This is a genomic window from Streptomyces sp. NPDC043867 (assembly GCF_056435845.1).
In genome coordinates this window covers 158,206-179,576 of record NZ_JBWKDS010000002.1, presented here as the reverse complement: position 1 = coordinate 179,576, position 21,371 = coordinate 158,206, and the positions used below count along the sequence as shown (strand labels likewise).

Below are 21,371 nucleotides of genomic sequence, written 5' to 3'. Positions count from 1 at the left end.
GGGCCGTCAGCCCACCGCCGAGCGGCGGGTCGCGAAGCCGATGACGGCCGCCACCGCCGACAGTGCCGCCACGCTGGTGAGGGCCGCCGGCAGGGAGAGCCAGTCCGCCATGAAACCGATCGCCGGCGGTCCGAGGAGCATGCCGCCGTAGCCGAGGGTGGACGCGGTCGCGACGCCGCCCGGCCCGGCCAGCGCGCCCGCGCGTTCGACCGCGACCGGGAAGATGTTGGCGAGGCCGAGTCCCGTGACCGCGAAACCCAGCAGTGCCGCCCAGGCCGCGGGTGCCAGCGCGCCGAGCAGCATGCCCGCGCATGCCAGAGCGCCGCCCGCCACCAGTGTCCGCGTCCGCCCGGCCCGTTCCAGGAGTGTCGTGCCGCCGGCCCGGCCGATCGTCATGCTGAGTGCGAAGCACGCATACCCCGCCGCGGCGACGCCGGGGTGGGCGTCCAGGTCCTGTTCCAGGTGCAGGGCGCCCCAGTCCGCCAGGGCGCCCTCCCCGTAAGCGGTACAGAGGGCGATCAGACCGAAGACGACGACGAGCCCCCGAGTCCGCGCGTCCTGGCTTCGTGGAGTGCTCTCCCTCTCCGGGGGCTGCGCGCGGTCCGCGGGCGCCGGTGGCTCCAGGCGCAGCAGGGTACGGCCCACGACGGCTGTCACCAGCAGTCCGATCACGGTGAGGCCGAGCAGATGGTGTGCGGGGGAGAGCGTGCCCGCGACAAGTCCGCCGAGCCCGGCGCCGATCATGCCTCCCAGGCTGAAGGCGGCGTGGAAACTCGGCATGACGGGCCGCCGCAACGCGGCGACAAGGTCGACGGCGGCGCTGTTGAAGGCGACGTTGATCCCGCCGTACGCGGCTCCGAAGACCAGCAGAACGGCGCCCAGCGTCAGTACCGAGTGCGTGAGCGGCGGCAGTGCGACGCTGAGTGAGAGCAGTACGCCGCAGACAACCGTCACGGGGTGGTTGCCGAAGCGGCGGCACAGGCGCCCGGTGAGCATCATGGTGATCACGGCGCCGACGGAGACTCCGAGGAGCGCGAGCCCCAAGGCGCTGGCGGAAGCGCCGGTCTGCTCCTTGATGGCGGGGATCCGGACCACCCAGCCGGCGAAGATGAACCCGTCCAGTGCGAAGAAGGCGGTCAGGGCGGCCCGGAGCCGGGTGAGGTCGTTGCCCGGCACGACACTGTGCTGGACTCTTTTGTTTAGTAGCGGCACAAAGGCAGGTTAGGCGGGGCGCTGTGGCACGGCAAGGCCCTGACGTGCGTCAAGGGATACGGAGAGGGCGCACGGCGAGGCCCTGACGTGCGGCGGCAGTGATACGGAGAAAGCGCACGGCAACGCCCTGACGTGCGCGGCGATGCGGGAAAAGCGGCTAGGGCCTGTCGTTTGGATCACGCCGGCGTCGCGGGGTCCGGCACGCACATCTGCGGCGTTGTCGTCGGTCGCCGACGCTCCGCGTCGACTCCCTCCTCCGCCTTGCAGCTGCACGCGCCAGACCCCGCTCGGGTCGGTCAGGACGAACCGTCGGTCACAGCCAGCCTGATCCAAACGACAGGCCCTAGGTGGCTGAGTGGCTGCGCGACGGGGTTCTCGGACAGGCGGATCAGACCGCCAGGACCTCCACTCCCGCCTCCTCGAACCGCCGCACCGTCTCTTCGGCGACCGCGGTGTCCGTGACGAGGGTGTCGACCGCGTCGGCCGCGCAGATCCGGGCGAACGCGCGCTGTCCCAGCTTGCTGGAGTCGGCCGCGACGATCACCCGCTCGGCGCGCTCGCACAGCAGGCGGTTGATCGCGGCCTCCGCCTCGTCGTGCGCCGCCGCCCCGTGCTCGGCGTCGAAGGCGACCACGCCGAGCACGGCCACGTCGATGGTGATCTGCCCCAGCACGCCGTCCGCGAGCGGGCCGATGAGCTCGTACGACGACGGGCGCGCCACCCCGCCGGTCACCACGATCTTGAACTGGGGCCGCACGGCCAGTTCGTTGGCGATGTTGAGCGCGTTCGTCACCACCGTCAGCGCGGGTGAGCCGGACGCCAGGTCGGGGCGTGCGGACAGGGCGCGGGCCACCTCCGTGGTGGTCGTGCCGCCGGTCAGGCCCACCGCCTCGCCCGGCGTGACGAGATCGGCCACCGCCTTGGCGATCCGTTGCTTCTCCGGGGCCCGGCGGGCGGTCTTGTAGCGCAGCGGCAGTTCGTACGAGACCCCGTGGACCACCGCGCCGCCGCGGGTGCGGACCAGCATCTGCTGCTCGGCGAGCTGGTCGAGGTCGCGCCGGATCGTCGCGGCGGACACCTCCAGCTCCGCCGCGGCCTGCTCGACGTCCAGCCGGCCCCGCTCCACGAGCAGGTCCAGCAGCGTCTTCCAGCGGGCGTCGCGCGACATCCGCACTCTCCGTTCCTCGATCTTCCGCGACCCTAGCGCACCCATTCCCCTGGCAAATGCTTGATTGTGCTCGAAAGATGGCTATATCTTGCACGAATAAGCATAGGCGGCATGCGTAGGAGGGATACGGCATGACCCATGTCGAGAACGAGCTGATGACTCAGCCCGAGTGCTGGGCACGAGCCGCCGAACAGGCCGAGGGGCACGGTGCCGCGCTGCCGACACCGGGGGAGCGGGTCGCCGTCGTGGGATGCGGCACCTCGCTCTTCATGGCCCAGGCCGCCGCCGCGCTGCGCGAACGGTCGGGGCAGGGCGAGACCGACGCCTTCGCCGCGTCCGAGTTCCCGCACGGCCGGACGTACGACCGGGTGGTCGCCCTCACCCGCTCCGGCACCACCACCGAGGTGCTGGAACTCCTCGGCCGGCTCCGGGGCCGTACGCGTACGACGGCCGTCACCGCCGACCCGCGCACGCCCGTCATGGACTGTGCCGACGACGTCGTGGTCCTCGACTTCGCGGACGAACGGTCCGTCGTGCAGACCCGGTTCGCGACCACCGCCCTCACCCTGCTGCGCGCCCACCTCGGTCTGCACTCCGACGCCGTCGTGGCCGACGCGGCCACCGCACTGGAGACTCCGCTGCCCGAAGGGCTCGTCGACGGCTCGCAGTTCACCTTCCTCGGCCGCGGCTGGACCGTCGGACTGGCCTGCGAGGCCGCGCTCAAGATGCGCGAGGCGTCGCTGGCGTGGACCGAGGCCTACCCCGCGATGGAGTACCGGCACGGTCCCATCAGCATCTCCACCCGCGGCACGGCCACCTGGATGCTCGGGGACGCCCCTGACGGGCTGGCCGAGCAGGTGCGGGCGACCGGCGCCCTGTGGGTGGCCGGCGCGCTCGACCCGCTGGCCGAACTCGTCCGCGTCCAGCGGCTCGCGGTCGCGGTCGCCGCCGCCCGCGGGCTCGACCCGGACCGGCCGCGCCACCTCACCCGCTCGGTCATCCTCCGGCAGAACGCACAGTGAGTCGGCCCAACCAACTGCACAGAAGGAGGAGTTGTGCCACTCGCCGCAACCGGTGACCTGATCGCCGCCGCCGTCGGGACGCGGACCGCCGTCCCCGCGTTCAACATCATCACGCTGGAGCACATCGAGGCGGTCGTCACCGGAGCCGAGGCCGTGAACGCGCCCGTCGTCCTCCAGGTCAGCGAGAACGCCGTGCGGTTCCGGCACGGACGCCTGCTCCCGCTGGCCCGTGCCGCGGCCGCGGCGGCGGAGCGTGCCGCGGTCCCCGTCGCGCTCCACCTCGACCACGTGCGGAGCGACGCGCTCCTGCGCCAGGCCGCCGACGCCGGGTTCAGTTCAGTGATGTACGACGCGGCCCGCCTGCCGTACGAGGAGAATCTCGCCGTCACCCGGGCGGCCACCGACTGGGCGCATGCCCAAGGGCTCTGGATCGAGGCCGAGTTGGGCAAGGTGGGTGGCAAGAAGGGGGAACCGGCGCTCGACGCGCACGCGCCCGGTGCCCGCACCGACCCCACCGAGGCCCGCGCCTTCGTGGCGGACTCGGGCGTGGACGCCCTGGCGGTCGCGATCGGCAGTTCGCACGCGATGACCACCCGCACCGCCGCCCTCGACCACGAGCTGCTCAAACGGCTGGCCGCCGCCCTGGACGTGCCGCTCGTCCTGCACGGTTCCTCGGGCGTACCGGACGACGAACTGACGGCGGCCGTCGCGGGCGGAATCGCCAAGGTCAACATCGGAACGGCACTGAACCTCGCCATGACCGATGCCATCAGGGAGTTCCTCGCCGCCCACCCCGAGGCGGCGGACTCCCGCACGTACCTCGGCGTGGGGCGGGAGGCCATGGCGCGGACGGTGGCGCGCCTCATCACGGTGCTGCGCGGCTGAGACGCACCGCCCGGGCCCGCCGGTGAGTGTCGGAGACGCACCGGTGAGCGTCTGAGTCGCACTCGGTGAGTGCCCGAGTCGCGTCCGGTGCGCATCGGCTCACGGGGCCGGCGCGCACCGGACGCGAGCCCCGTGAGCCGGCACCGCAGCCGGACGCAGCTACTTCTTGACCGCCCTGAGGAGCACGAACTTGGCGTCGCTCGCGACCAGTTCACTGTTGCCGAACAGGCGGCGCAGCTTGAGGTGGTAGCCGAGATGCCGGTTGCCGATGACCCACAGCTCGCCGCCCGGCCGCAGCGCACGGCGTGCTCCGCTGAACATCCGCCACGCCGTCGCGTCGGTCGTCGCCTGGTGGGAGTGGAAGGGCGGATTGTTCAGCACGACGTCGACACTCGCGCTCGGTACGTCGGTCAGCCCGTCCCCGACGAGGAACTCCGCCGAGCCCGTCATGTCCGCCGGGCCGTCCGCCGCCGGCTGCTCCACGTTCAACCGGTACGTCGCCTCGGCGGAGGCGACCGCCTGGTAGGACTCGTCCACGAACAGCACGCTCGCCCGCGGATTGGCCAGCGCGACCGCCGTACCGACGACCCCGTTGCCGCAGCCCAGGTCCACGACGCGCTCGGCGCCCCGGCTCTCCGGCAGGTGCTGGAGGAGGAAGCGGGTGCCGATGTCGAGGCGGTCGGCGCAGAAGACCCCCGCGTGATTGGTGACGGTCCGTCCCGACACCACGCCGACACCGTCGGGGAGTTCGTAGCGGTACGGCCACGGGTTCGTCGTCCGTACGAGCCCCGGCGCGGGGGTGCTGAAGATGAGCCGGGCCTTCTGCTCGGCGAGGGACGTGCGGGTCGGGCCGACGATCCGCTCGAACAGGCGCAGCGTCGAGGTGTGGATCTCCTTCACCATGCCGGTGCCGACGACGACCGTCCCCTCGTGCAGGGCCGGTGCGAGCCGGTGGAGCTGGTCCTCCAGCAGCGCGAGGCTCCGGGGGACACGCACGATCAGGACGTCGACGCGGTCGGGCGGGGTGTCCCGCGTGGTGAGGAGGCGTACGGAGTCCTCGTCGACGCCGTTGCGCCGCAGATTCGCCCGGGTGGCCTCCCGCGCGAGGTAGGAGTCGGTGATCTGCACCGGCCGGTGCGCCGCCAGTGCCGTGGTCAGCGCGCCCCACCGGTCGCCGGCCACGACCACCGACCCGGACAGGGAGGTGTCGCTCGCCGCGAGGTGGCGCAGGACATAGGCGTCGGACGCGTCCCAGGCACGCAGCCGGTCGCGGGGGTCCTCGGGGAAGCGGGCCAGTGTGTACTCGCCCCAGGGTGTGGCCATCCGGTCGTTCATCGTGCCCCAGGCTATCCGAGGCGCAGCTCAGCACCGGTCAGGGTGGGTGCGGCCGGGGCACACAGGGCGCGCCGGGCCGCGCGGGCACCGCGATGCCGGGCCGCGGTCCCGGCCCTGACCCCGTGCAGTCGCCCGGCCCCGTCGGCGCCTGAGTGATGATGGAGCGATGGACAGCGAGCTGTTTCCGCGCGGACGGACGGAGGTCGCGCCGGGCGCGGTGCACCTGCCGGACTGGCTCGACCCCGTGGGCCAGCGGCAGCTGCTGGCGGCCTGCCGCGCGTGGGCCGAACCGCCCGCGGGGCTGCGCACGGTCCGCACCCCCGGCGGCGGCACCATGACCTCCCGACAGGTCTGCCTGGGCCTGCACTGGTATCCCTACGGGTACGCGCGCACCGTGGTGGACGGCGACGGCTCGCCGGTGAAACCCTTCCCGGACTGGCTGGCGGACCTCGGTCGCCGCGCGGTGACGGATGCCCTCGGCCGGGCGGCCGCGAATCACCCCGACCACGACATCGCACTGATCAACTTCTACGACGCGGACGCCCGGATGGGCATGCACCGCGACAGCGACGAGAAGTCGGACGCGCCGGTGGTGTCCCTGAGCCTCGGCGACACCTGCGTCTTCCGGTTCGGGAACACCGAGGCGCGGACACGGCCGTACACGGACGTCGAGCTGCGCAGCGGGGACCTCTTCGTCTTCGGCGGCGCCTCCCGGCTCGCGTACCACGGGGTCCCGCGGGTGCACGCGGGCACGGCGCCCCCCGAGTTGGGGCTCACCGGCAGGCTGAACGTCACTCTCCGGGTCGGCGGCTTCCCGGACGCGTCCTAGCGCCTGTCCGGATCATGGGAGACTCGCCCTCATGAACGGCAAGGCGGCCCCCCGGGCGGCGGGGGAAGGGAACACGCGGACGCGGCTGGACCGGGGGCGTGGTGCGCTCGGCCCCGCCCTGGAGCTCGTGCACACCGGACGTGCGCCGACCCGTGCCGTGCTCACCGCCGAACTGGGGGTCACCCGGGCGACGGCCGGCGCGGTGGCCGCGGAGCTGGAGGCGCTGGGCCTGATCCGCGTGGACGCGCGGCCCGGAGCGGCCGCCGGATCACAGGGCCGCCCCTCGCACCGCCTCGAGGTCGCCGAGGACGGCCCCGTCGCGCTCGCCGCGCAGGTCCACGCCGACGGGTTCCGCGCGGCGCTGGTCGGCCTGGGCGGCCGGATCGTCGCCACCGCGCCCGGCTGCGAGACGGTCGACGCCGACCCGGCGAAGGTCCTCGGCTCGGTGGTCGAGGCGGGCGCCGACCTGCTGGCGGCGACCGGGCGGCGCTGCGTCGGCGCCGGACTCGCCGTGCCGTCGGCGGTCGCGGAACCGGACGGCCTCGCCCTCAACCCGCTCCACCTCGCCTGGCCCGCCGGTGCGCCCGTCCGGCAGATCTTCGCCGAGCGGGTGCGCGCCGCCGGCATCCTCGGACCGGCCTTCGCGGCCAACGACGTCAACCTCGCCGCGCTCGCCGAGCACCGGCACGGCGCGGGCCGCGGCGCCCGTGACCTGCTGTGCGTGGCCACCGGCCACCGGGGTGTGGGCGGTGCGCTCGTGCTGGACGGGCGGCTGCACACGGGCAGTTCGGGCCTCGCGCTGGAGGTCGGGCACCTCACCGTGAATCCCGAGGGGCGGCCCTGCCACTGCGGGAGCCGGGGATGCCTCGACGTCGAGGCGGACCCGCTGGCCTTCCTGGACGCCTCAGGACGCACGCCGGGGCCCGAGGTCTCGCTGCTCCAGCAGTCCAACGACCTGATCCGCGGCCAGTACGCTGACCCGGCCGTCCGCACGGCCACCGAGGCACTGATCGACCGGCTCGGGCTCGGGCTCGCGGGACTGGTCAACATTCTCAATCCGGACCGCATCATCCTCGGCGGACTCCACCGCACGCTCCTGGACGCCGACCCGGACCGCCTGCGCGCCGTGGTCGCCGACCGCAGCCTGTGGGGGCAGAGCGGCGGCGTGCCGATCCTGCCCTGCACGCTGGACCACAACAGCCTGGTGGGCGCCGCCGAGCTGGCCTGGCAGCCGGTCCTCGACGACCCGCTGACGGCGCTCGCCGTCCTCTGACACCCCGGATCGGCGCGGACCTCCTAGGACCACTCGACCGCGAAGGCGCGGCCGGGGTTCTCGACGAGGACGCGTTCCACCAGCTCCCTGCCGAGGGCGGCTTCGAGCCGCGGCCGGACCCGGCGCAGCAGATACGGCATCCCGGGGCCGCCGTTGACCGAGCGGGCACCGGCGGTCGTCGTGTCGCCGCCCAGGAGCAGCCGCTGGCCGAAACCGGCCTCGGCCAGCGCCCGTACGGCGTCCGGCATGCGCCAGTCCGTGGCGTGGTGGGCGCGCGAGGGCCCGTCGAAGGCGAGGTAGGCACCCGCCTCGGCGGCCTGGCGCTGCACCACTGGGTCGGGCGACCGGTTGAGGTGGCCGAGGATCACCCGGTGCGGCGGAACGCCCAACTCCCCGCACAGCAGGTCGAGTACGTCGAGCGCACCCGTGCCCAGCTCCAGGTGGACGGCGACGGGGGCGCCCGTGGCGTGATGTGCCTCGGCCGCCGCGGTCATGGTCCAGCGGGCGTGTGCGTCCAGGGCGTGGAAGCCCCCGGCGACCTTGATCAGCCCCGCCCGGACCCGTGTCGTGCCGATGCCCCGCGTCAGTTCCGCGACGAACACCTCCGCCAGCCTGCCGCGCAGCCCGGTGAGCAACTCCGGTGCGTAGTGCTCGGCTTGGTGCAGGCCCGTCGCGGCGACCACGTGCACTCCCGTGTCGCGGGAGAGGAGCGGCAGATCCGCGGCCCGCCGGCCGAGTCCGTACGGCGTCCACTGCACCACGCTCGCACCGCCCTGCTCCCGGAACGCGGCCAGTTCGGCCCGCGCGGAGGCGGCGTCGCACAGTTCCTGGCCGGGGAGGCGGGGGCTGCCGAAGAAGAGGTGGTCGTGCGCGTCGCAGACGCCCAGCTGCCCGGGGAGCACATCCCCGAGGACGGTGCGGACCGTGCTCACCACTGCGGCCCCCGCGGCAGCAGGCCCCGCCCGGGCTGCGACATGTGCAGGACCTCGAACACCTCACCGGCCGCCTTGGGGGCGTTGTGGGCCCACACCGAGAAGTGCACCACCTCCCAGTTCCGGGTGTCGACGGCGGTCGCCGCGCAGACGGCACCGTCCAGTGCGGCCAGCCGCCCGGCCTCGCGCGCCGCTTCCTGCGCCGCCTCCGACAGCGGCACGCCCTCCGGGAGGGGCCGGCGGCGCCGCACCGCGACCGCGCCGGGAGTACCGGCGGCGCCTCCTTCCTCGTACGCGAGTCCGGTCCACTGCTGCACCACGGGCCGTCCGAAGTCGTCGACGATCCCCTGGAAGGGGCCGGTCCAGAGGAAGGCGTTCATGCCCTCCACCGTGTTCCACAGGTAGAACGGGGCGTACTGGTTGACCGGGGAGCCGTGCACGCCCCGCTCGCGTATCAAATAGGTCTTGAAGCCGAGACCGTCCCAGTCGTCGAGCCGGTGTCCGAGCCGCTCGACCCGGTCGCGGACGATGCTCATGTCGTAGTCGGCGGGCAGGGTCAGCTCGTACTGCATGGCGTGCATCGTGCCTCCGAAAGGGCTGATCGGGCCGGGTGCCGGCCGGGAAGCCGCGCTCAGCGCGAAGGGGAGAGGAGGGCGAGCAGTCCGCGCACGCCCGTGTCGAACGCGGCGGCCGAGCCGGACGCCCGGGCGAGGACGTAGCCGCCCTGGACGGTGGCGACGATCGTCGCGGCGATCTCCTCCGCGTCGAGGGAGGGAGCGAACTGCCCCTGTTCCTTGCCCTCTTCGACGATGTGGGCGAGGCGCTCACGCAGCCAGTCGAGCGTCGCGTCGACGGGAGCGCGCAGTTCCTCGCTCGCGATGACGTCCGGATCCATCGTCAGCCGCCCGACGGGGCAGCCGCGCAGCACGTCGCGCTCGCGCCGCAGATACGCCTCGATGCGCTTGTACGGGGTGCCGGAAGCGCTCAGTACGCCCTCGGCGGTGGCCCGCAACTCCTCGGCGGTCCGGGTGATGGCGGCCAGGGCCAGCTCGGGCTTGCCCTTGAAGTGGTGGTACATGCTGCCCTGGCCGGCGCCCGCGTGCTGCTGGATCGCCCTGGGGCTGGTGCCCACGTAGCCGCGCTCCCACAGCAGTGCGCGTGTGGACTCGATCAGTCGCTCCGGGGTGCTCATGACCGCACTGTACATACTAGTAGGTACAGAAGTCGATAGGGTGCGGTGAGCCACGGGAGCAGCCGAAGAACTGCTGCGTACTCCCGGGGAGGTACGCACACTGCCGACGTCCGTACGACGACCCGGCACCCCTCCCGGGGAGAGGCTCGGAGCATCACGAGGCAACCACCGAGGAGATGAACCGAGATGCAGACCCTGGCGAACTGGGACGGCGGCCCCGGCCCGTGGATCCTGTTCTTCCCACTGATCTGGGCGGCCGTCGTGATCGGTGTCGTGACCGTCCTGCGCGGCACCGCCCGGCGCGGCCGAGGCGGTCCGTGGCGGACCGCCGGCGGAGGCCGCCCGGCCGGTGACTCGCCGATCGCCGTGCTCGGCCGCCGCTTCGCCTCCGGCGAGATCGACGAGGACGAGTACTGGCGCCGGCTCTCCGTCCTGGACGAGCAGTTCGGGCGTACGGGCAAGGGAGAAGCGGCATGAGCACGGGACCGGCCGTCACCGTGACGGCCACGGTCCGCCGTGCCGCCCGGGTCACCGAGGCCGTCGAGGTGTACGGCTTCGGTGACCCGGCCGTGCGGACCCGGCCGTGCGGACCCGGCCGTGCGGACCGGGGTTGAGCGCCGGGTTCCCGGCCGGAGGCTTCGCCGCGATCGGCCCGCACCGTCCGTGCGGTCCACGGCCGGTCGGGGCGTGGACCGCACGGACGGTAAAGGCCGCTCAGCTCATGGCGGTCGCGCCGGTCGCGCCGGTCGCCCTCGCGGGACTGCGTCCGGCCCGGCGCACGGCACGGCCGGACGTGCTCCGCGCCCTCGCCGCCGAATCACGCAGCCCCTCGACGCGGAGGTCACCGCCCGGTCAGCCGGCAACGGCGGACCGGGCGGGAGCGTGCTCGGGCCTGCGTCCCTCGGGGCCGAACCTGTGCGCAGGTGTCTCCAGAGCGGTGCCGTACGGCGGCCGGGGCGGTGCGGCGAGCGCGGCGGAGTGCGCCGGCAGCGTGAACCACACGGCCTTGCCCGAGTCCCCGTTCGGCCGCACACCCCAGCTCTCGCTCATGGCGGCGACCATGGCGAGGCCGCGGCCGCAGGTGGCGAAGAGCTCCGCGTCCTCCACGACGGGCAGGCGCGGGTCGTTGTCGTGCACCGAGACCGTGAGCCGGTCGAGCAGGAACTCGATCTCCACGGTGCACATCTTGTCGGGCTGGGCGTGCCGGTGAACGTTGGTCAGAAGCTCGGTCACGCCGAGCGCCGCGCGGTCTATCAACGAGTCCAGATGCCAGTAGCGCAACTGCGCAGATACGATTCTGCGGACCTGGCCGATCCGCGCCGGCAGGGCTTGGAGCCCCACCGTGCAATGCCTGCTTGGCTGGCTGATCACGGCTGCGACTCCCCGAATTGAGGTCCGGAAGAAGACGGAGATCGGATCCAGCAGATGGCTGCGTGGAACGACCGCCTGCTGTGATGTCCGGCGGGCTGGTTCGCAGCGTTATCGCCGGTAAACCCAGAGTGACGTGAGATCAGCGTCACCCAGCGGAGGCCGTCCCGCAACTCGCGGCGCATTCAACCGTTGCGCCCCGCCGCCCTGCGCACCGCTTCGATGAACCGCCGTGCCGAGGGCGGGCCCGGCATTCCCGGCGCCGGATCGTGCTCTCCGAGAGTGAGCTGGTAGCGCGTGCCGTTGATGTCGGCCGACGCGCGGTCGTCATGGGCGAACCACGGCTTCGACGCCCGCACCGCCTGTACCGGCGCGCTGTCGATCTCGCTGCCGTAGCTGGTGAGCAACTCGAGCCTGCCGTCGCTGATCCGGACCTGTCCGGCCCGGGTGAGTGAGCGCAGCCTCTTTTCGATCCGCACCCCCGTGGCCGTGAACTCCGGCTCCGCCATGACGCCCCGCCCCCTCGCGCGGTCGGCTCCCGCTCCGTCGTGCTCCAGCGTGGTTCCTGGTCCAGTGAAGCATCCCCGTGCCGTGCAGTCTGCCCGCCTCCGGCGACGAGCACCAGTACGCACGACGAGGTCGCACCGGGGCGGCGGAAGCACTCGCCCCGATGCGCCCCCGAACCGCGACACCCCGTGCCCCAGGGCCTCCTTTGAGTTGCTCAAAGATGCGTTTATGCAGGTGAGAAGCGTGAGGAAGGTGTTTATGATCGAGGTGTCCGACCATGTCGACCGGCGTCGGCGCAATGCGTAAGGAGCCCCGCCGTGACCACCACCCCTCCGGCCAGAACCGGCCAGACCCTCGACGTCGACCACAGCGACACCGCGTATCGTGCCTGGCTCAAAGAAGCCGTCCGCAAGGTCCAGGCCGACGCCAACCGTTCGGCCGACACGCATCTGCTGCGCTTCCCGCTGCCCGAGCAGTGGGGCATCGACCTTTATCTGAAGGACGAGTCCACCCACCCGACCGGCAGTCTCAAGCACCGGCTCGCCCGTTCGCTCTTCCTCTACGGCCTCTGCAATGGCTGGATCCGGCCCGGACGCCCCGTCATCGAGGCGTCCAGCGGGTCGACGGCCGTCTCGGAGGCGTACTTCGCGAAGCTCATCGGGGTCCCCTTCGTCGCGGTGATGCCGCGTACGACGAGCGCCGAGAAGTGCCGGCTGATCGAGTTCCACGGCGGGCGGTGCCACTTCGTGGACGACCCGCGCCGGATGTACGAGGAGTCCGCGGCCCTCGCCGTCGAGACCGGCGGCCACTACATGGACCAGTTCACCTACGCCGAGAGGGCCACGGACTGGCGCGGGAACAACAACATCGCGGAGTCCATCTTCCGCCAGCTGGAGCGGGAGCGGTTCCCCGAGCCGGCGTGGGTCGTCGCCACGGCCGGCACGGGCGGCACCTCGGCGACGATCGCGCGGTACGTGCACTACATGCAGCACGACACCCGCATCTGTGTCGCCGATCCGGAGAACTCGTGCTTCTTCGAGGGATGGACGACGGGTGATCCGGCCGTCACCACCGACTGCGGATCCCGCATCGAGGGGATCGGCCGGCCGCGGATGGAGCCCAGCTTCGTGCCCGGCGCCGTCGACCGGATGATGAAGGTCCCCGACGCCGCCAGCGTGGCCGCCGTCCGCGCCCTGGAGCGGGTCATCGGACGCAAGGCGGGCGGGTCGACCGGTACCGGCCTGTGGAGCGCGCTGAAGATCGTCGCCGAGATGGTCGCGGAGGGCCGCACGGGAAGCGTGGTGACCCTGCTGTGCGACCCCGGTGACCGCTACCTGGACAAGTACTACTCGGACGCCTGGCTCGAGCAGCAGGGGCTGGACATCGCGCCCTACACGGCGGCGATCGAGTCGCTGCTGCTGACGGGGGTGTGGCAGGACTGAACCGGCGCGGGGAGCCCGCCGGGGGTGGGGCCACGCCGGGCTCGGCGAGGTCCGGGGGCGACCTGGCGGGCGGTGACGCGCAACCGGTTTCCTCAGGGCACGGAGGTCGGCCGAGCGTCCAGCTCCACGACCGCGTGCCGGAAGGCACGGCCCACCGCGGGTCCCGGCCGCAGAGCCGGCCGGAAAGGGGCGGGCCCGTCTGCGGCGCACTTCCACCGCACCCGCGTGCCCGGCCCGGCGGGCGTCAGCCGCCACGCCTCCACCAGTGCGCGTGCCCCCGGTGCGTACGGGATACCGGTCCGGGTGGGAACGTCAGGTCCCGCGGCGCCGCGCCGCGGGCGACGACACCTTGTCCGGCGGACCGTCAGATGTCCGTACCGTCTTCCGGTTCGCCCGCCACCACCAGGCGCGTGAGGTGCTCCGCGATCTCCGTGCGCACCTCGGCCGACAGCCCGGCGTCGGTCACCCACGTGTCGACCTGCTCCAGCGCGGCGAACGAACTCAGTCCCACCGTGCCCCACTTGGTGTGGTCCGCGACCACGACGACGCGCCGCGCGGACTGCACCAGCCGCCGGTTCGTCTCGGCCTCCGCCAGGTTCGGCGTGGACAGACCGGCCTCCGCCGATATGCCGTGCACCCCGAGGAACAGCAGGTCGAAGTGGAGCGCGGCGATCGCCTGGTCGGCCACGGGGCCGACGAGCGAGTCGGAGGGCGTGCGCACTCCACCGGTCAGGACGACCGTGGCGGCTCCCTGCCGCTGGCCCGAGACGCGCTGCGCCGAGTGGAAGACGTCCGCGACCCGCACCGAGTTGGTGACCACGGTCAGGTCCGGCACGTCGACGAGCTGATGGGCGAGCGCGTACGTCGTCGTGCCGCCGGAGAGCGCGATCGCCGTCCCGGGAACGACCAGCTCGGCCGCGGCCCGGGCGATGTCCTCCTTGGCCGTCAGCTCCAGACCGGACTTGGCCTCGAAACCCGGCTCGTGCGTGCTCGCCTCGGCCAGCGGGACCGCGCCGCCGTGCACCTTCTCCACCACGCCCTGGCGGGCGAGGGCGTCGAGATCGCGGCGGACCGTCATGTCGGAGACGCCGAGCTTGCGCGTCAGCTCGTTGACCCGGACCCCGCCGCGGCGCCGTACCTCGTCGAGGATGAGGGCGCGCCGCTGCTCCGCGAGGAGGTTCTGATTCTCGCTCACGTCCGCTCCGGTTCCTTTCGCCTCAGCCCGCCCGACACGCCGCCCGGACCCGCTCCGACGAGGGACATTCTCCGCGCAGGGGGTCCGGAGGACGACCCATCCTCGCACGGCTCGCCGACGGTCGCGCCACTGCCTGCGCACGGGTTCCGGCCGTCACCGTCACACGTACGGGGGAGATTCCGTGACGAGAGGTGTGAGCCGGTCCCCGAATGGAGATCCTGTGCCTGCACATGACACGCCATCGGGCAGCACGGGGGAAGTGCGGAACAGTGGAGCGTGCACGGGAACAGGCCTCGACCGGGGAGCGCGGCGACTCCCTCCAGCACTCGACGGGAGAGCACGCCGACGCTCCCGGGCGGCCAGCGGGGGACGAGACGGCCCTCGAACTCCTGGTCCACGGAGTCGGCGGTGCCACACCCCAGGACATGCTCGACGACCCGCGCACGGTGCGGATCACGGGCGACGAGACAGCGGCCGTCTACCGGCGCATCGACGACGCCGACGCCGAACAGCGCCCCGGCGGGTGCCGCGCGACCCCGGTGCCCGAGGCGTACGTCTGGTGCAACCTCACCTCGGGCAACGGCGCCCGGGCCCTGTGGCTGTTGCTGCTGCCGTTCATGGTGGTCAACCTCGCCCACTGGATGCGCCCCACCGCCCAGGGCAGGACCCGGACCGTGCGGCTGTACGGACTGATCGTGCGGCTCGCCGGACTCACCCTGACCGTGCTCCTGGTGGCCGCCGCCTGCGAGGTGGCCCTCGACCTGACCGCCTGGCAGTGCGCGGGCACGCGCGCGTGCGCCGCGAAGCACTCCTGGCTCGGCTTCCTCTCGCCCGCCGTGTCCGACGGCGGCTGGTGGAGCCCGCCCGGGCGCAGGCTGGCGCTGGCCGGAGCGGTGCCTGCCGCGCTCACCGGACTGCTCTGGTACCTCTCCCACCGCACCTGGAGCGCGTACGAGTCGCAGCAGCCGATGTCGCGCCGCGCCGAGCCCGACGAGGAGACCGGGCGCACCGGTCTCGGCCGCCCCGGGTTCTGGTACGGGCGACGCCTGGTGGCCCGGCTGCGCGCCGCGCACACTGCCGCGGGCTTCCTGACCGTGGCCGCGGCGGTCGGCACCTCGGCCGCCCGCCACGACCGGGCGTCCGGCGGCCCCGCCCTCCTGGAGGTGCTCGGTCGGCTCCTCGACGCGACGCTCGTCGTGGGCGCGGCCGTCGTGGTGTGGGTGGTCTGCCGCCGGGGCCGCAGTGAGCACCGCCTCGACCGGAAACTCGACGAGACACTCGTCCGCCGGCTGCCGCAAGGCGCGATGGTCCTTCTCGGGCTCACCATGCTGTACGCCGGCTGGTCGCGCCCCGGCTGGGAGTCGACGGGACGGCTGTCGGGTGACACGACGTTCGGTGCCATCTGCCTCGGACAGGGACTGCTCGTCGTCGCGCTCGGCGTGGTCGCCCGTGTCCTGTACCGCACCCGTCCCGACCGGCGCACCGCGATGCGCGGTCTGGCCGGTCCCGCCGTCGCGATGCTGGCCTGCGCGCTGGGCAGCGTGATGTCCGGGGGAGTGGCCCAGCGGGTCGCCGACTGGCTCGACGGCACCCGGGACACGCTGGTGAGCCCGCCGGTGCTGCTGACGTGGCAGGCGTCCGCGATCCCGCCCCTGCTGCTGGTCCTGCTGGCGCTCGCCGGATGGCTGGCCGGGCGCACCCGGCTGCTGCGGCGCGTCGAGATGACGCGGGTGGAGCTCGAATACCCCGGCGAGGCCAAGGACACCGTCCGTACCCGGCGCATCGCGTCCACGCGCGCACACGCCTCCCTCACCGACCGCGCGCCCCGCATCGTCGGCATCGTCTCGGCGGCGACCCTGTTCTTGGGCGCGGCAGCCCTGGCCGGAGCCGCGATGACCGAGAAGGCGCCGGGCGAGGCGGCCCGCGGTTCGTCCGCGTTCGTGCAGGGCGCCGCCCAGACCGCGCAGGCCCTGGGATCCTGGCTGATCGGGCTCGGCTTCATCCTGTTCGTCACCTGGGGTCGCCGCGCCTACAAGGACGCCTCCGCGCGCCGAACCATCGGCATCCTCTGGGACGTCGGCACCTTCTGGCCCCGGGCCGCCCACCCCTTCGCTCCTCCCTGCTACGCGGAGCGCGCCGTACCCGACCTGACCTGGCGCATGGCCTCCTGGACCCGCGCCACCGGCGGACGGCTCGTCATCTCCGGCCATTCCCAGGGCAGCGTGCTCGCGGCCGCCGCGGCCTGGCAGCTGAAGCCCTCCGTCCGCAGGCGGGTCGCCCTGCTCACGTACGGATCACCGCTGGAGCGCCTGTACGGCCGCTGGTTCCCCGCGCAGTTCGGGCCGGCCGCGCTGACCTCCCTGCACCGCGAGGTCGACTGCTGGCGCAACCTGTACCGCCCCACGGACCCCATCGGCGGCCCCGTCCGGCTGCCGGGCGACTGCGGGCCGCAGGTCGACCGCGAGGCACTGAAGGACCCCCTCGCCTACGGCCGCACCGAGCGCCACCCGCTGCCCGCGCCGGTCCTCGGACACAGCGACTACCAGGCGGATCCGGCGTTCGCGGAGGAGCGGGAGCGGCTGCTCGCACGGCTCACGCCGGACGTGCCCGGCCCGCGAGCCACGTGTGACGACGAGGAGCCGCCGCGTCCGCCGGACGGCGACGGTCCTCAGGGCACCTCCGGCAGGTCTTCCGCGTAGAGCAGGGTGAGGTCGTCCGTGCTCGGCTCGGGCAACTGGGCGACGCGCCCCGCGTGCCGCTCCACCATCGCCTCGAACGTCTGGCGCGCCGTGCGGCCGTTGCCGAAGGCGGGGCCCTTCGGGATCGCCGTGAAGTACTTGAGAAGAGCCTCACAGGCGCCGGGAGCGAGCCGGTACTCGTGCTCCTCCGCCTGCTGTTCCACGATCCGCAGCAACTCCTCCGGCACGTAGTCGCTGAAGGTGATGGTGCGTGAGAAACGCGACGCCACACCGGGGTTGACGGAGAGGAACCGCTCCATCTCGGCGGTGTAACCCGCGACGATCACCACCACGGCCTCCCGGTGGTCCTCCATCAGCTTGACGAGCGTGTCGATCGCCTCGCGGCCGAAGTCGCGTCCCGAGTCCTCCGGGGACAGCGCGTACGCCTCGTCGATGAACAGCACACCGCCGCGCGCCCGGTCGAAGGCCTCCTGGGTGCGGATCGCCGTCGATCCGATGTGCTCGCCCACCAGATCGACCCGGGAGACCTCGACGAGGTGCCCCTTTTCCAGCACGCCGAGCGAGGCCAGGATCTCGCCGTAGAGACGGGCGACGGTCGTCTTGCCGGTGCCGGGGGAGCCCGTGAAGACCAGGTGGCGGCGCGCGGAGGCCGCCTTCAAACCCGCTAGTTGCCGGCGGCGGCCGACCTCGATCATGTCGGTCAGGGCGCGCACCTCGCGCTTGACGCTCTCCAGGCCGACGAGCGTGTCGAGTTCACCGAGGACGGCCTTCGACGGGCGCGCGGGCCGTTCGGGCTCCGGCGCGGGCGCGGCGAGCGGGTCCTGCCCGGCGGTGCGCTGGTCCGGGACGGCGCCCAGCAGGCCGAGGGAGTGGCTCGCGGTCTGTACGGCCGTCTCTGGCGCCGGGGGCCGGGGGTGGGCGCTCTCGTCGCTGGTGCAGTCCTCGACCAGCGGCCCTCCGCCTGGCGCCGCGCCGGTGGCGGCCTCCGCGAACTCGTAGCCCCCGCGCGCGCACCGCTCCGTGCGGCACTTCTTCAGCGTCGTGCGGCAGCCGTCGATCACGTGGAAGCCGTAGCCGCCGCTGCCCGTGACCCGGCAGTTGTGGAAACTGCCGCGGCCGCCGGCCGACACGTAGAAGCCGGCCTCCGCGGGCGAGTCGACCGTGCAGCGCTCGATGGTGGGGTCGGCGCCCTTGGTGACGATCACGCCGGTCTGGGTGCCGTCCACCGTGCAGCCGGATAGGGTGCCGCCGCTGCCGTGGTCGCGGAACCAGGCGCCGGTCGCGGCGTCCCGGATCCGGCAGTCGTCGAGCTGCGCGGTGGCGCCGTCGCTGACCGACACCGCCGTGTTCCGCACCTGTGAGAGGTCGCTGTCGACGACGTCGGCCCGGGAGCCGCGGTCGAGGACGAAGAGGGCGTCCGGCACGTCGTGCACCCGGCACGATTCGAGGACGACGGCCGCGCCGTCGCTGACCCACACCGCGGGGTAGTCGCCGGTGCTGTCGAAGATCTCGCACTGGTTGGCGTCGACGCGCGTGCCCGGGTCCCACACGGACAGGCCGTTGCGGCCGAACTGCCGCACCGTGGTGCGCGTCAGGGTGAGCACCGAGCGGGAGCGCAGGTCGACCGCGTTCTCCGGGATGTCGTGGATGCGGCAGTCGGCGAGCGTGAGGACGGCGTCGGTGTCGAGCGTGACACCGTCCGCGGTCGTACGGTGCACGTCGCAGTCGGTGAGGTGCGCGGTGGCCCGGCCGGTGATCTGCACCCCGGAGCCCTTGACCTCGTACACCTCGCAGCCGACCGCCTCCAGGGACGAGTTCTCGCCCGTGGCCGAGAGACCCGCGCCCGAGGCGTGGTGGATCCGGCAGCGCTCCAGGCGGGGGCGGCCGCCGCCGCGCACCGCGACGCCCGACTGGCCGGCCGCGACGACCTCGCACTCCTCGAAGACGCCGCCTCCACCGTCGAGCACCGCGATGCCGACGCCCGCCGGATTGTCGACCGTGCACCGGCGCACCGTCGGGCGCGCGCCGCCGCGCACCTCGATCCCCGCCGCGGACCGCGTGACGATCCTGAGGTCCATGAGTTCCGGCGTGCCCTCCTCGACGAGTACCGCGGGGGCGGCCGCGTCCTGGCCCTCCACGTACAGGTCCTGGACCACGGCGGAGGCGCGCACGGTGAGCGGCACCCCGTCCACCGGGGCGATGCGGACCGAGCCGGGCGTGCCGTCCGGGCCCCGCAGGGTCACCGCCCGCTGGACGACGAGGTTCTCCCGGTAGGTGCCGGGAGCGATGGTGAGGACGTCGCCGTCGGCCGCGGCCTCCAGGGCGGCGGCCAGCGATGCGTACTCACCCGTGCGGCGCCGCCACCGCGACGTGCCGGTGTGCGTCACCTGGACCGTGCCCTGTGCCATGGCGCTGCTGTGCCCCCACCTAGTCGTACGCGGGTCCTGAGTGGCCGGCCGCGTCATGTCGAGGAACGGATCCCCCGAGGGGATCTGATCATGTCGAAGACCGCGGACAACCTCTCACGAAGGTGCCGAACCGTTCGGCCGGTCCACCGTAGCGTGCGCGGGCACGGCGGGTTGACCGGAGCGGGAAGGCCGTCAGCTGCCGGTGCCGGTCCTTCCCCAGTCCGGGCCCGCCCGGTCCCAGGCCCGGTCCCAACGCGCGTACCTGCGAAGGACCATGCGCCACACGATCAGCCGCCTGCCTCCCTCGACGAGCCCGGCGGTCACCGCCGCCGCTCCGGACCCGGCCAGGAAGGCGTGCGTCGTCGCCGTGGCGGAGTCCAGGGGGCGGCCGGCTATGCGGCCGTGCCGGTCGGTCCACACGATGAAGCGGTCACCGCGGTGGGGTGCCCTGAGGTCGGCCATGACCGTGCCGTGCCGCGCGGTGCGGTCCGGGCCGGTCCAGCGGGCCAGTACCCGGCTGTGCGCGTCGCGCGTCGAGGAGGTCTCGGGGTCCGGGTCGAGAGGGGAGCGGTCCAGCCGCCTGACCACGGTGGCCACGACCTGATGGCGTGCCTCGCGCTGGTCACGGACGGACTGCTGGAGTGCCCGGTGCGCGGCGCCTCCGACGGCGATTCCGGCGAGCGGAGCGGCGAGGAACACCAGCAGGACGGCCGCCAATGCCAGCCAGGCCTCGATGAGATCGGTCGTCCGCCGCAGCGGATTGCGCCGCCACCGCCAGAGTCCGCCGAGTGCTCGCACCGTCCACCCCCTTCCGCCTCCGTGATAACCCTCCGCGAGGCCGTTCACCCGTGAGCCCGGGGAAGAGAGAGCGAAATCACCCGCCCGTCCCCGCGGCCTCTCATGGACTGCTCATGCCGTCCCAACGCCGGTGCCGCGCCCACGGGTTCCCGCCCGGGAGTTCCCTCACCGGACCGGGACGAGCGGGTCCGGGAGGAGCGGGTCCGGCGCGTCGAGGGTCCGGGCGGCGGTCAGCCGAGAATCCGCACGGGGTCCCCGACCCGCACCGTGCCGGGGGACTCCGGCACCAGGTTCTGGCCGAAGGCGAGCTTGTCACCGACACGGCGGTGGCGGCCGAGGGTGCGCAGCGGTTCCTTGCCGCGCTCGGCGGTGCCCTGGTCGGTGGTGGTCACGACGCAGCGGCCGCACATCTTCGCGACCCGGAAGGTGACCTCGCCGATGGCGATGCGCGCCCAGTCGTCCTCGGCCCACGCCGGGGTGCCGGTCACGACGACGTTCGGCCGGAAACGGTTCATGGGCAGGGGGCCCTCGTCGGGGTGGTCGCCCTGGGCGATCAGGGAGTTGAGGGTGTCCAGCGAGGAGAGTGTGGTGAGCAGCAGCGGGTAGGCGTCGGCGAGGCTGACGGTCTCGCCGGGGTGGGAGTGCGGGGCGTCGTCGATGGGCCGGCGCGTGGCGGGGTCGTCGAGGTGGACGAGGGTCACGTCGGTGCCCAGGTAGGTGCTGAACCACGCGCTCGCGGACGCGTCGGCGGCGACCGTCTCGATCTTCTGGCGCGGGAACGCCGCCGAGGTCGTGGCGAGGGGATCGGGCACCGCCACGGTCAGCGGGTCGAGACCGGGCCCGGACAGCCGGATGCCGCCGCCGGGCAGGGGCTCGGCGGCGGCCAGTGCGAGGCGGGGCTGCTGGCGTTGCGTGACGACCTTCCCCGCGTCGTCGATCAGTGCCCAGCGCCGGTCTCCGGCCAGCCCCCAGGGCTCCACCACGGCCTCACCGGGCGCGTGGGCCCGCAGTGCCTTGACCGGGTGGACATGAATCGCGTGCAGCGCCGGATTGTTCGACATGGGGCCATGGTGCCAGCAGGCACCGGTCCCGGCCCCGACGGGTCG

General features: G+C 73.2%; 20 protein-coding genes. 8 read left to right on the top strand and 12 right to left on the bottom strand.

Annotation, left to right across the window (positions count from 1 at the left end; all coding sequences use genetic code 11):
* Positions 1 to 6 precede the first annotated feature (6 nt).
* Both AC069T_RS02780 and AC069T_RS02775 read right to left on the bottom strand, forming a co-directional pair.
* On the bottom strand, positions 7 to 1,176 hold the full coding sequence (locus tag AC069T_RS02780) for an MFS transporter (RefSeq protein ID WP_478780986.1): 1,170 nt from the start codon (positions 1,174 to 1,176) through the stop codon (positions 7 to 9).
* 424 nt (positions 1,177 to 1,600) lie between these two features.
* Entirely contained in the window at positions 1,601 to 2,380 is a 780-nt protein-coding gene (locus tag AC069T_RS02775; RefSeq protein WP_478780985.1) for a DeoR/GlpR family DNA-binding transcription regulator, read from the bottom strand.
* Positions 2,381 to 2,511: 131 nt separating this feature from the next.
* On the opposite strand from AC069T_RS02775, the gene AC069T_RS02770 reads away from it, so the two are divergent.
* Positions 2,512 to 3,402, top strand: a complete 891-nt coding sequence (locus AC069T_RS02770) for an SIS domain-containing protein (protein WP_478780984.1) — start codon at positions 2,512 to 2,514, stop codon at positions 3,400 to 3,402.
* Between the two features lie 33 nt (positions 3,403 to 3,435).
* Complete coding sequence (locus AC069T_RS02765; protein WP_478780983.1) at positions 3,436 to 4,287, top strand: class II fructose-bisphosphate aldolase; 852 nt, start codon at positions 3,436 to 3,438, stop codon at positions 4,285 to 4,287.
* A gap of 159 nt (positions 4,288 to 4,446) precedes the next feature.
* On the opposite strand, the gene AC069T_RS02760 is transcribed toward AC069T_RS02765, so the two are convergent.
* Positions 4,447 to 5,622 (bottom strand): methyltransferase, encoded by a 1,176-nt coding sequence (locus AC069T_RS02760; RefSeq protein ID WP_478780982.1) that lies wholly within the window; start codon positions 5,620 to 5,622, stop codon positions 4,447 to 4,449.
* A 166-nt stretch (positions 5,623 to 5,788) separates the two neighbouring features.
* Here AC069T_RS02760 and AC069T_RS02755 point away from each other — a divergent pair, with 166 nt between their 5' ends.
* Positions 5,789 to 6,451 carry an alpha-ketoglutarate-dependent dioxygenase AlkB family protein gene (locus AC069T_RS02755; RefSeq protein ID WP_478780981.1) on the top strand — a complete coding sequence of 221 codons (663 nt, stop codon included), beginning with the start codon at positions 5,789 to 5,791 and terminating at the stop codon, positions 6,449 to 6,451.
* 31 nt (positions 6,452 to 6,482) lie between these two features.
* On the top strand, positions 6,483 to 7,724 hold the full coding sequence (locus tag AC069T_RS02750) for an ROK family protein (protein ID WP_478780980.1): 1,242 nt from the start codon (positions 6,483 to 6,485) through the stop codon (positions 7,722 to 7,724).
* A 23-nt stretch (positions 7,725 to 7,747) separates the two neighbouring features.
* On the opposite strand, the gene AC069T_RS02745 is transcribed toward AC069T_RS02750, so the two are convergent.
* Genes AC069T_RS02745 through AC069T_RS02735 form a run of 3 tightly spaced genes read right to left on the bottom strand, consistent with a single transcriptional unit; the run spans position 7,748 to position 9,848 of the window.
* Entirely contained in the window at positions 7,748 to 8,656 is a 909-nt protein-coding gene (locus AC069T_RS02745; protein WP_478781124.1) for a phosphotriesterase family protein, read from the bottom strand.
* Positions 8,653 to 9,237 carry a DUF4865 family protein gene (locus tag AC069T_RS02740; RefSeq protein ID WP_478780979.1) on the bottom strand — a complete coding sequence of 195 codons (585 nt, stop codon included), beginning with the start codon at positions 9,235 to 9,237 and terminating at the stop codon, positions 8,653 to 8,655. The genes AC069T_RS02745 and AC069T_RS02740 overlap by 4 nt, the downstream gene beginning before the upstream one ends.
* Before the next feature lie 50 nt (positions 9,238 to 9,287).
* Positions 9,288 to 9,848 (bottom strand): TetR/AcrR family transcriptional regulator, encoded by a 561-nt coding sequence (locus AC069T_RS02735; protein WP_478780978.1) that lies wholly within the window; start codon positions 9,846 to 9,848, stop codon positions 9,288 to 9,290.
* A 186-nt stretch (positions 9,849 to 10,034) separates the two neighbouring features.
* On the opposite strand from AC069T_RS02735, the gene AC069T_RS02730 reads away from it, so the two are divergent.
* Both AC069T_RS02730 and AC069T_RS02725 read left to right on the top strand, forming a co-directional pair.
* On the top strand, positions 10,035 to 10,325 hold the full coding sequence (locus AC069T_RS02730) for an SHOCT domain-containing protein (RefSeq protein WP_478780977.1): 291 nt from the start codon (positions 10,035 to 10,037) through the stop codon (positions 10,323 to 10,325).
* A complete protein-coding gene (locus tag AC069T_RS02725) occupies positions 10,322 to 10,462 on the top strand; it encodes a hypothetical protein (RefSeq protein ID WP_478780976.1) in 141 nt (46 codons plus the stop codon). The genes AC069T_RS02730 and AC069T_RS02725 overlap by 4 nt, the downstream gene beginning before the upstream one ends.
* A 238-nt stretch (positions 10,463 to 10,700) precedes the next feature.
* Here AC069T_RS02725 and AC069T_RS02720 read toward each other — a convergent pair whose 3' ends face one another.
* Together AC069T_RS02720 and AC069T_RS02715 are read right to left on the bottom strand one after the other, a co-directional pair.
* A complete protein-coding gene (locus tag AC069T_RS02720; RefSeq protein WP_478780975.1) occupies positions 10,701 to 11,219 on the bottom strand; it encodes an ATP-binding protein in 519 nt (172 codons plus the stop codon).
* Positions 11,220 to 11,401: 182 nt separating this feature from the next.
* Entirely contained in the window at positions 11,402 to 11,725 is a 324-nt protein-coding gene (locus tag AC069T_RS02715; protein WP_478780974.1) for a hypothetical protein, read from the bottom strand.
* A gap of 315 nt (positions 11,726 to 12,040) precedes the next feature.
* Between AC069T_RS02715 and cds1 the strand changes: the two genes are divergently transcribed.
* Positions 12,041 to 13,165 (top strand): L-cysteine desulfhydrase Cds1, encoded by a 1,125-nt coding sequence (gene cds1, locus AC069T_RS02710; RefSeq protein WP_478780973.1) that lies wholly within the window; start codon positions 12,041 to 12,043, stop codon positions 13,163 to 13,165.
* Positions 13,166 to 13,529: 364 nt separating this feature from the next.
* On the opposite strand, the gene AC069T_RS02705 is transcribed toward cds1, so the two are convergent.
* Positions 13,530 to 14,360, bottom strand: coding sequence for a DeoR/GlpR family DNA-binding transcription regulator (locus AC069T_RS02705; RefSeq protein ID WP_478780972.1), 831 nt, complete (start codon positions 14,358 to 14,360; stop codon positions 13,530 to 13,532).
* 269 nt (positions 14,361 to 14,629) lie between these two features.
* Here AC069T_RS02705 and AC069T_RS02700 point away from each other — a divergent pair, with 269 nt between their 5' ends.
* A complete protein-coding gene (locus tag AC069T_RS02700; protein ID WP_478780971.1) occupies positions 14,630 to 17,059 on the top strand; it encodes a hypothetical protein in 2,430 nt (809 codons plus the stop codon).
* On the opposite strand, the gene AC069T_RS02695 is transcribed toward AC069T_RS02700, so the two are convergent.
* The 3 genes from AC069T_RS02695 to AC069T_RS02685 all read right to left on the bottom strand — a co-directional run bounded on the left by AC069T_RS02695 (position 17,029) and on the right by AC069T_RS02685 (position 21,326).
* Complete coding sequence (locus tag AC069T_RS02695) at positions 17,029 to 19,467, bottom strand: right-handed parallel beta-helix repeat-containing protein (protein ID WP_478780970.1); 2,439 nt, start codon at positions 19,465 to 19,467, stop codon at positions 17,029 to 17,031. The two genes, AC069T_RS02700 and AC069T_RS02695, sit on opposite strands and share 31 nt — an antisense overlap.
* Before the next feature lie 192 nt (positions 19,468 to 19,659).
* Positions 19,660 to 20,265, bottom strand: a complete 606-nt coding sequence (locus AC069T_RS02690) for an Rv1733c family protein (RefSeq protein WP_478780969.1) — start codon at positions 20,263 to 20,265, stop codon at positions 19,660 to 19,662.
* Between the two features lie 230 nt (positions 20,266 to 20,495).
* Entirely contained in the window at positions 20,496 to 21,326 is an 831-nt protein-coding gene (locus tag AC069T_RS02685) for an MOSC domain-containing protein (RefSeq protein ID WP_478780968.1), read from the bottom strand.
* Positions 21,327 to 21,371: the final 45 nt, after the last annotated feature.

What these genes read in the sequence shown, in the direction of transcription:
- AC069T_RS02760 (WP_478780982.1), bottom strand. Translation starts at nt 5,622, where the DNA reads ATGAACGACCGGATGGCCACACCCTGGGGCGAGTACACACTGGCCCGC.
- AC069T_RS02685 (WP_478780968.1), bottom strand. Translation starts at nt 21,326, where the DNA reads ATGTCGAACAATCCGGCGCTGCACGCGATTCATGTCCACCCGGTCAAG.
- AC069T_RS02695 (WP_478780970.1), bottom strand. Translation starts at nt 19,467, where the DNA reads ATGGCACAGGGCACGGTCCAGGTGACGCACACCGGCACGTCGCGGTGG.
- AC069T_RS02735 (WP_478780978.1), bottom strand. Translation starts at nt 9,848, where the DNA reads ATGAGCACCCCGGAGCGACTGATCGAGTCCACACGCGCACTGCTGTGG.
- AC069T_RS02730 (WP_478780977.1), top strand. Translation starts at nt 10,035, where the DNA reads ATGCAGACCCTGGCGAACTGGGACGGCGGCCCCGGCCCGTGGATCCTG.
- AC069T_RS02770 (WP_478780984.1), top strand. Translation starts at nt 2,512, where the DNA reads ATGACCCATGTCGAGAACGAGCTGATGACTCAGCCCGAGTGCTGGGCA.
- AC069T_RS02715 (WP_478780974.1), bottom strand. Translation starts at nt 11,725, where the DNA reads ATGGCGGAGCCGGAGTTCACGGCCACGGGGGTGCGGATCGAAAAGAGG.
- AC069T_RS02750 (WP_478780980.1), top strand. Translation starts at nt 6,483, where the DNA reads ATGAACGGCAAGGCGGCCCCCCGGGCGGCGGGGGAAGGGAACACGCGG.
- AC069T_RS02725 (WP_478780976.1), top strand. Translation starts at nt 10,322, where the DNA reads ATGAGCACGGGACCGGCCGTCACCGTGACGGCCACGGTCCGCCGTGCC.
- AC069T_RS02755 (WP_478780981.1), top strand. Translation starts at nt 5,789, where the DNA reads ATGGACAGCGAGCTGTTTCCGCGCGGACGGACGGAGGTCGCGCCGGGC.
- AC069T_RS02740 (WP_478780979.1), bottom strand. Translation starts at nt 9,237, where the DNA reads ATGCACGCCATGCAGTACGAGCTGACCCTGCCCGCCGACTACGACATG.
- AC069T_RS02775 (WP_478780985.1), bottom strand. Translation starts at nt 2,380, where the DNA reads ATGTCGCGCGACGCCCGCTGGAAGACGCTGCTGGACCTGCTCGTGGAG.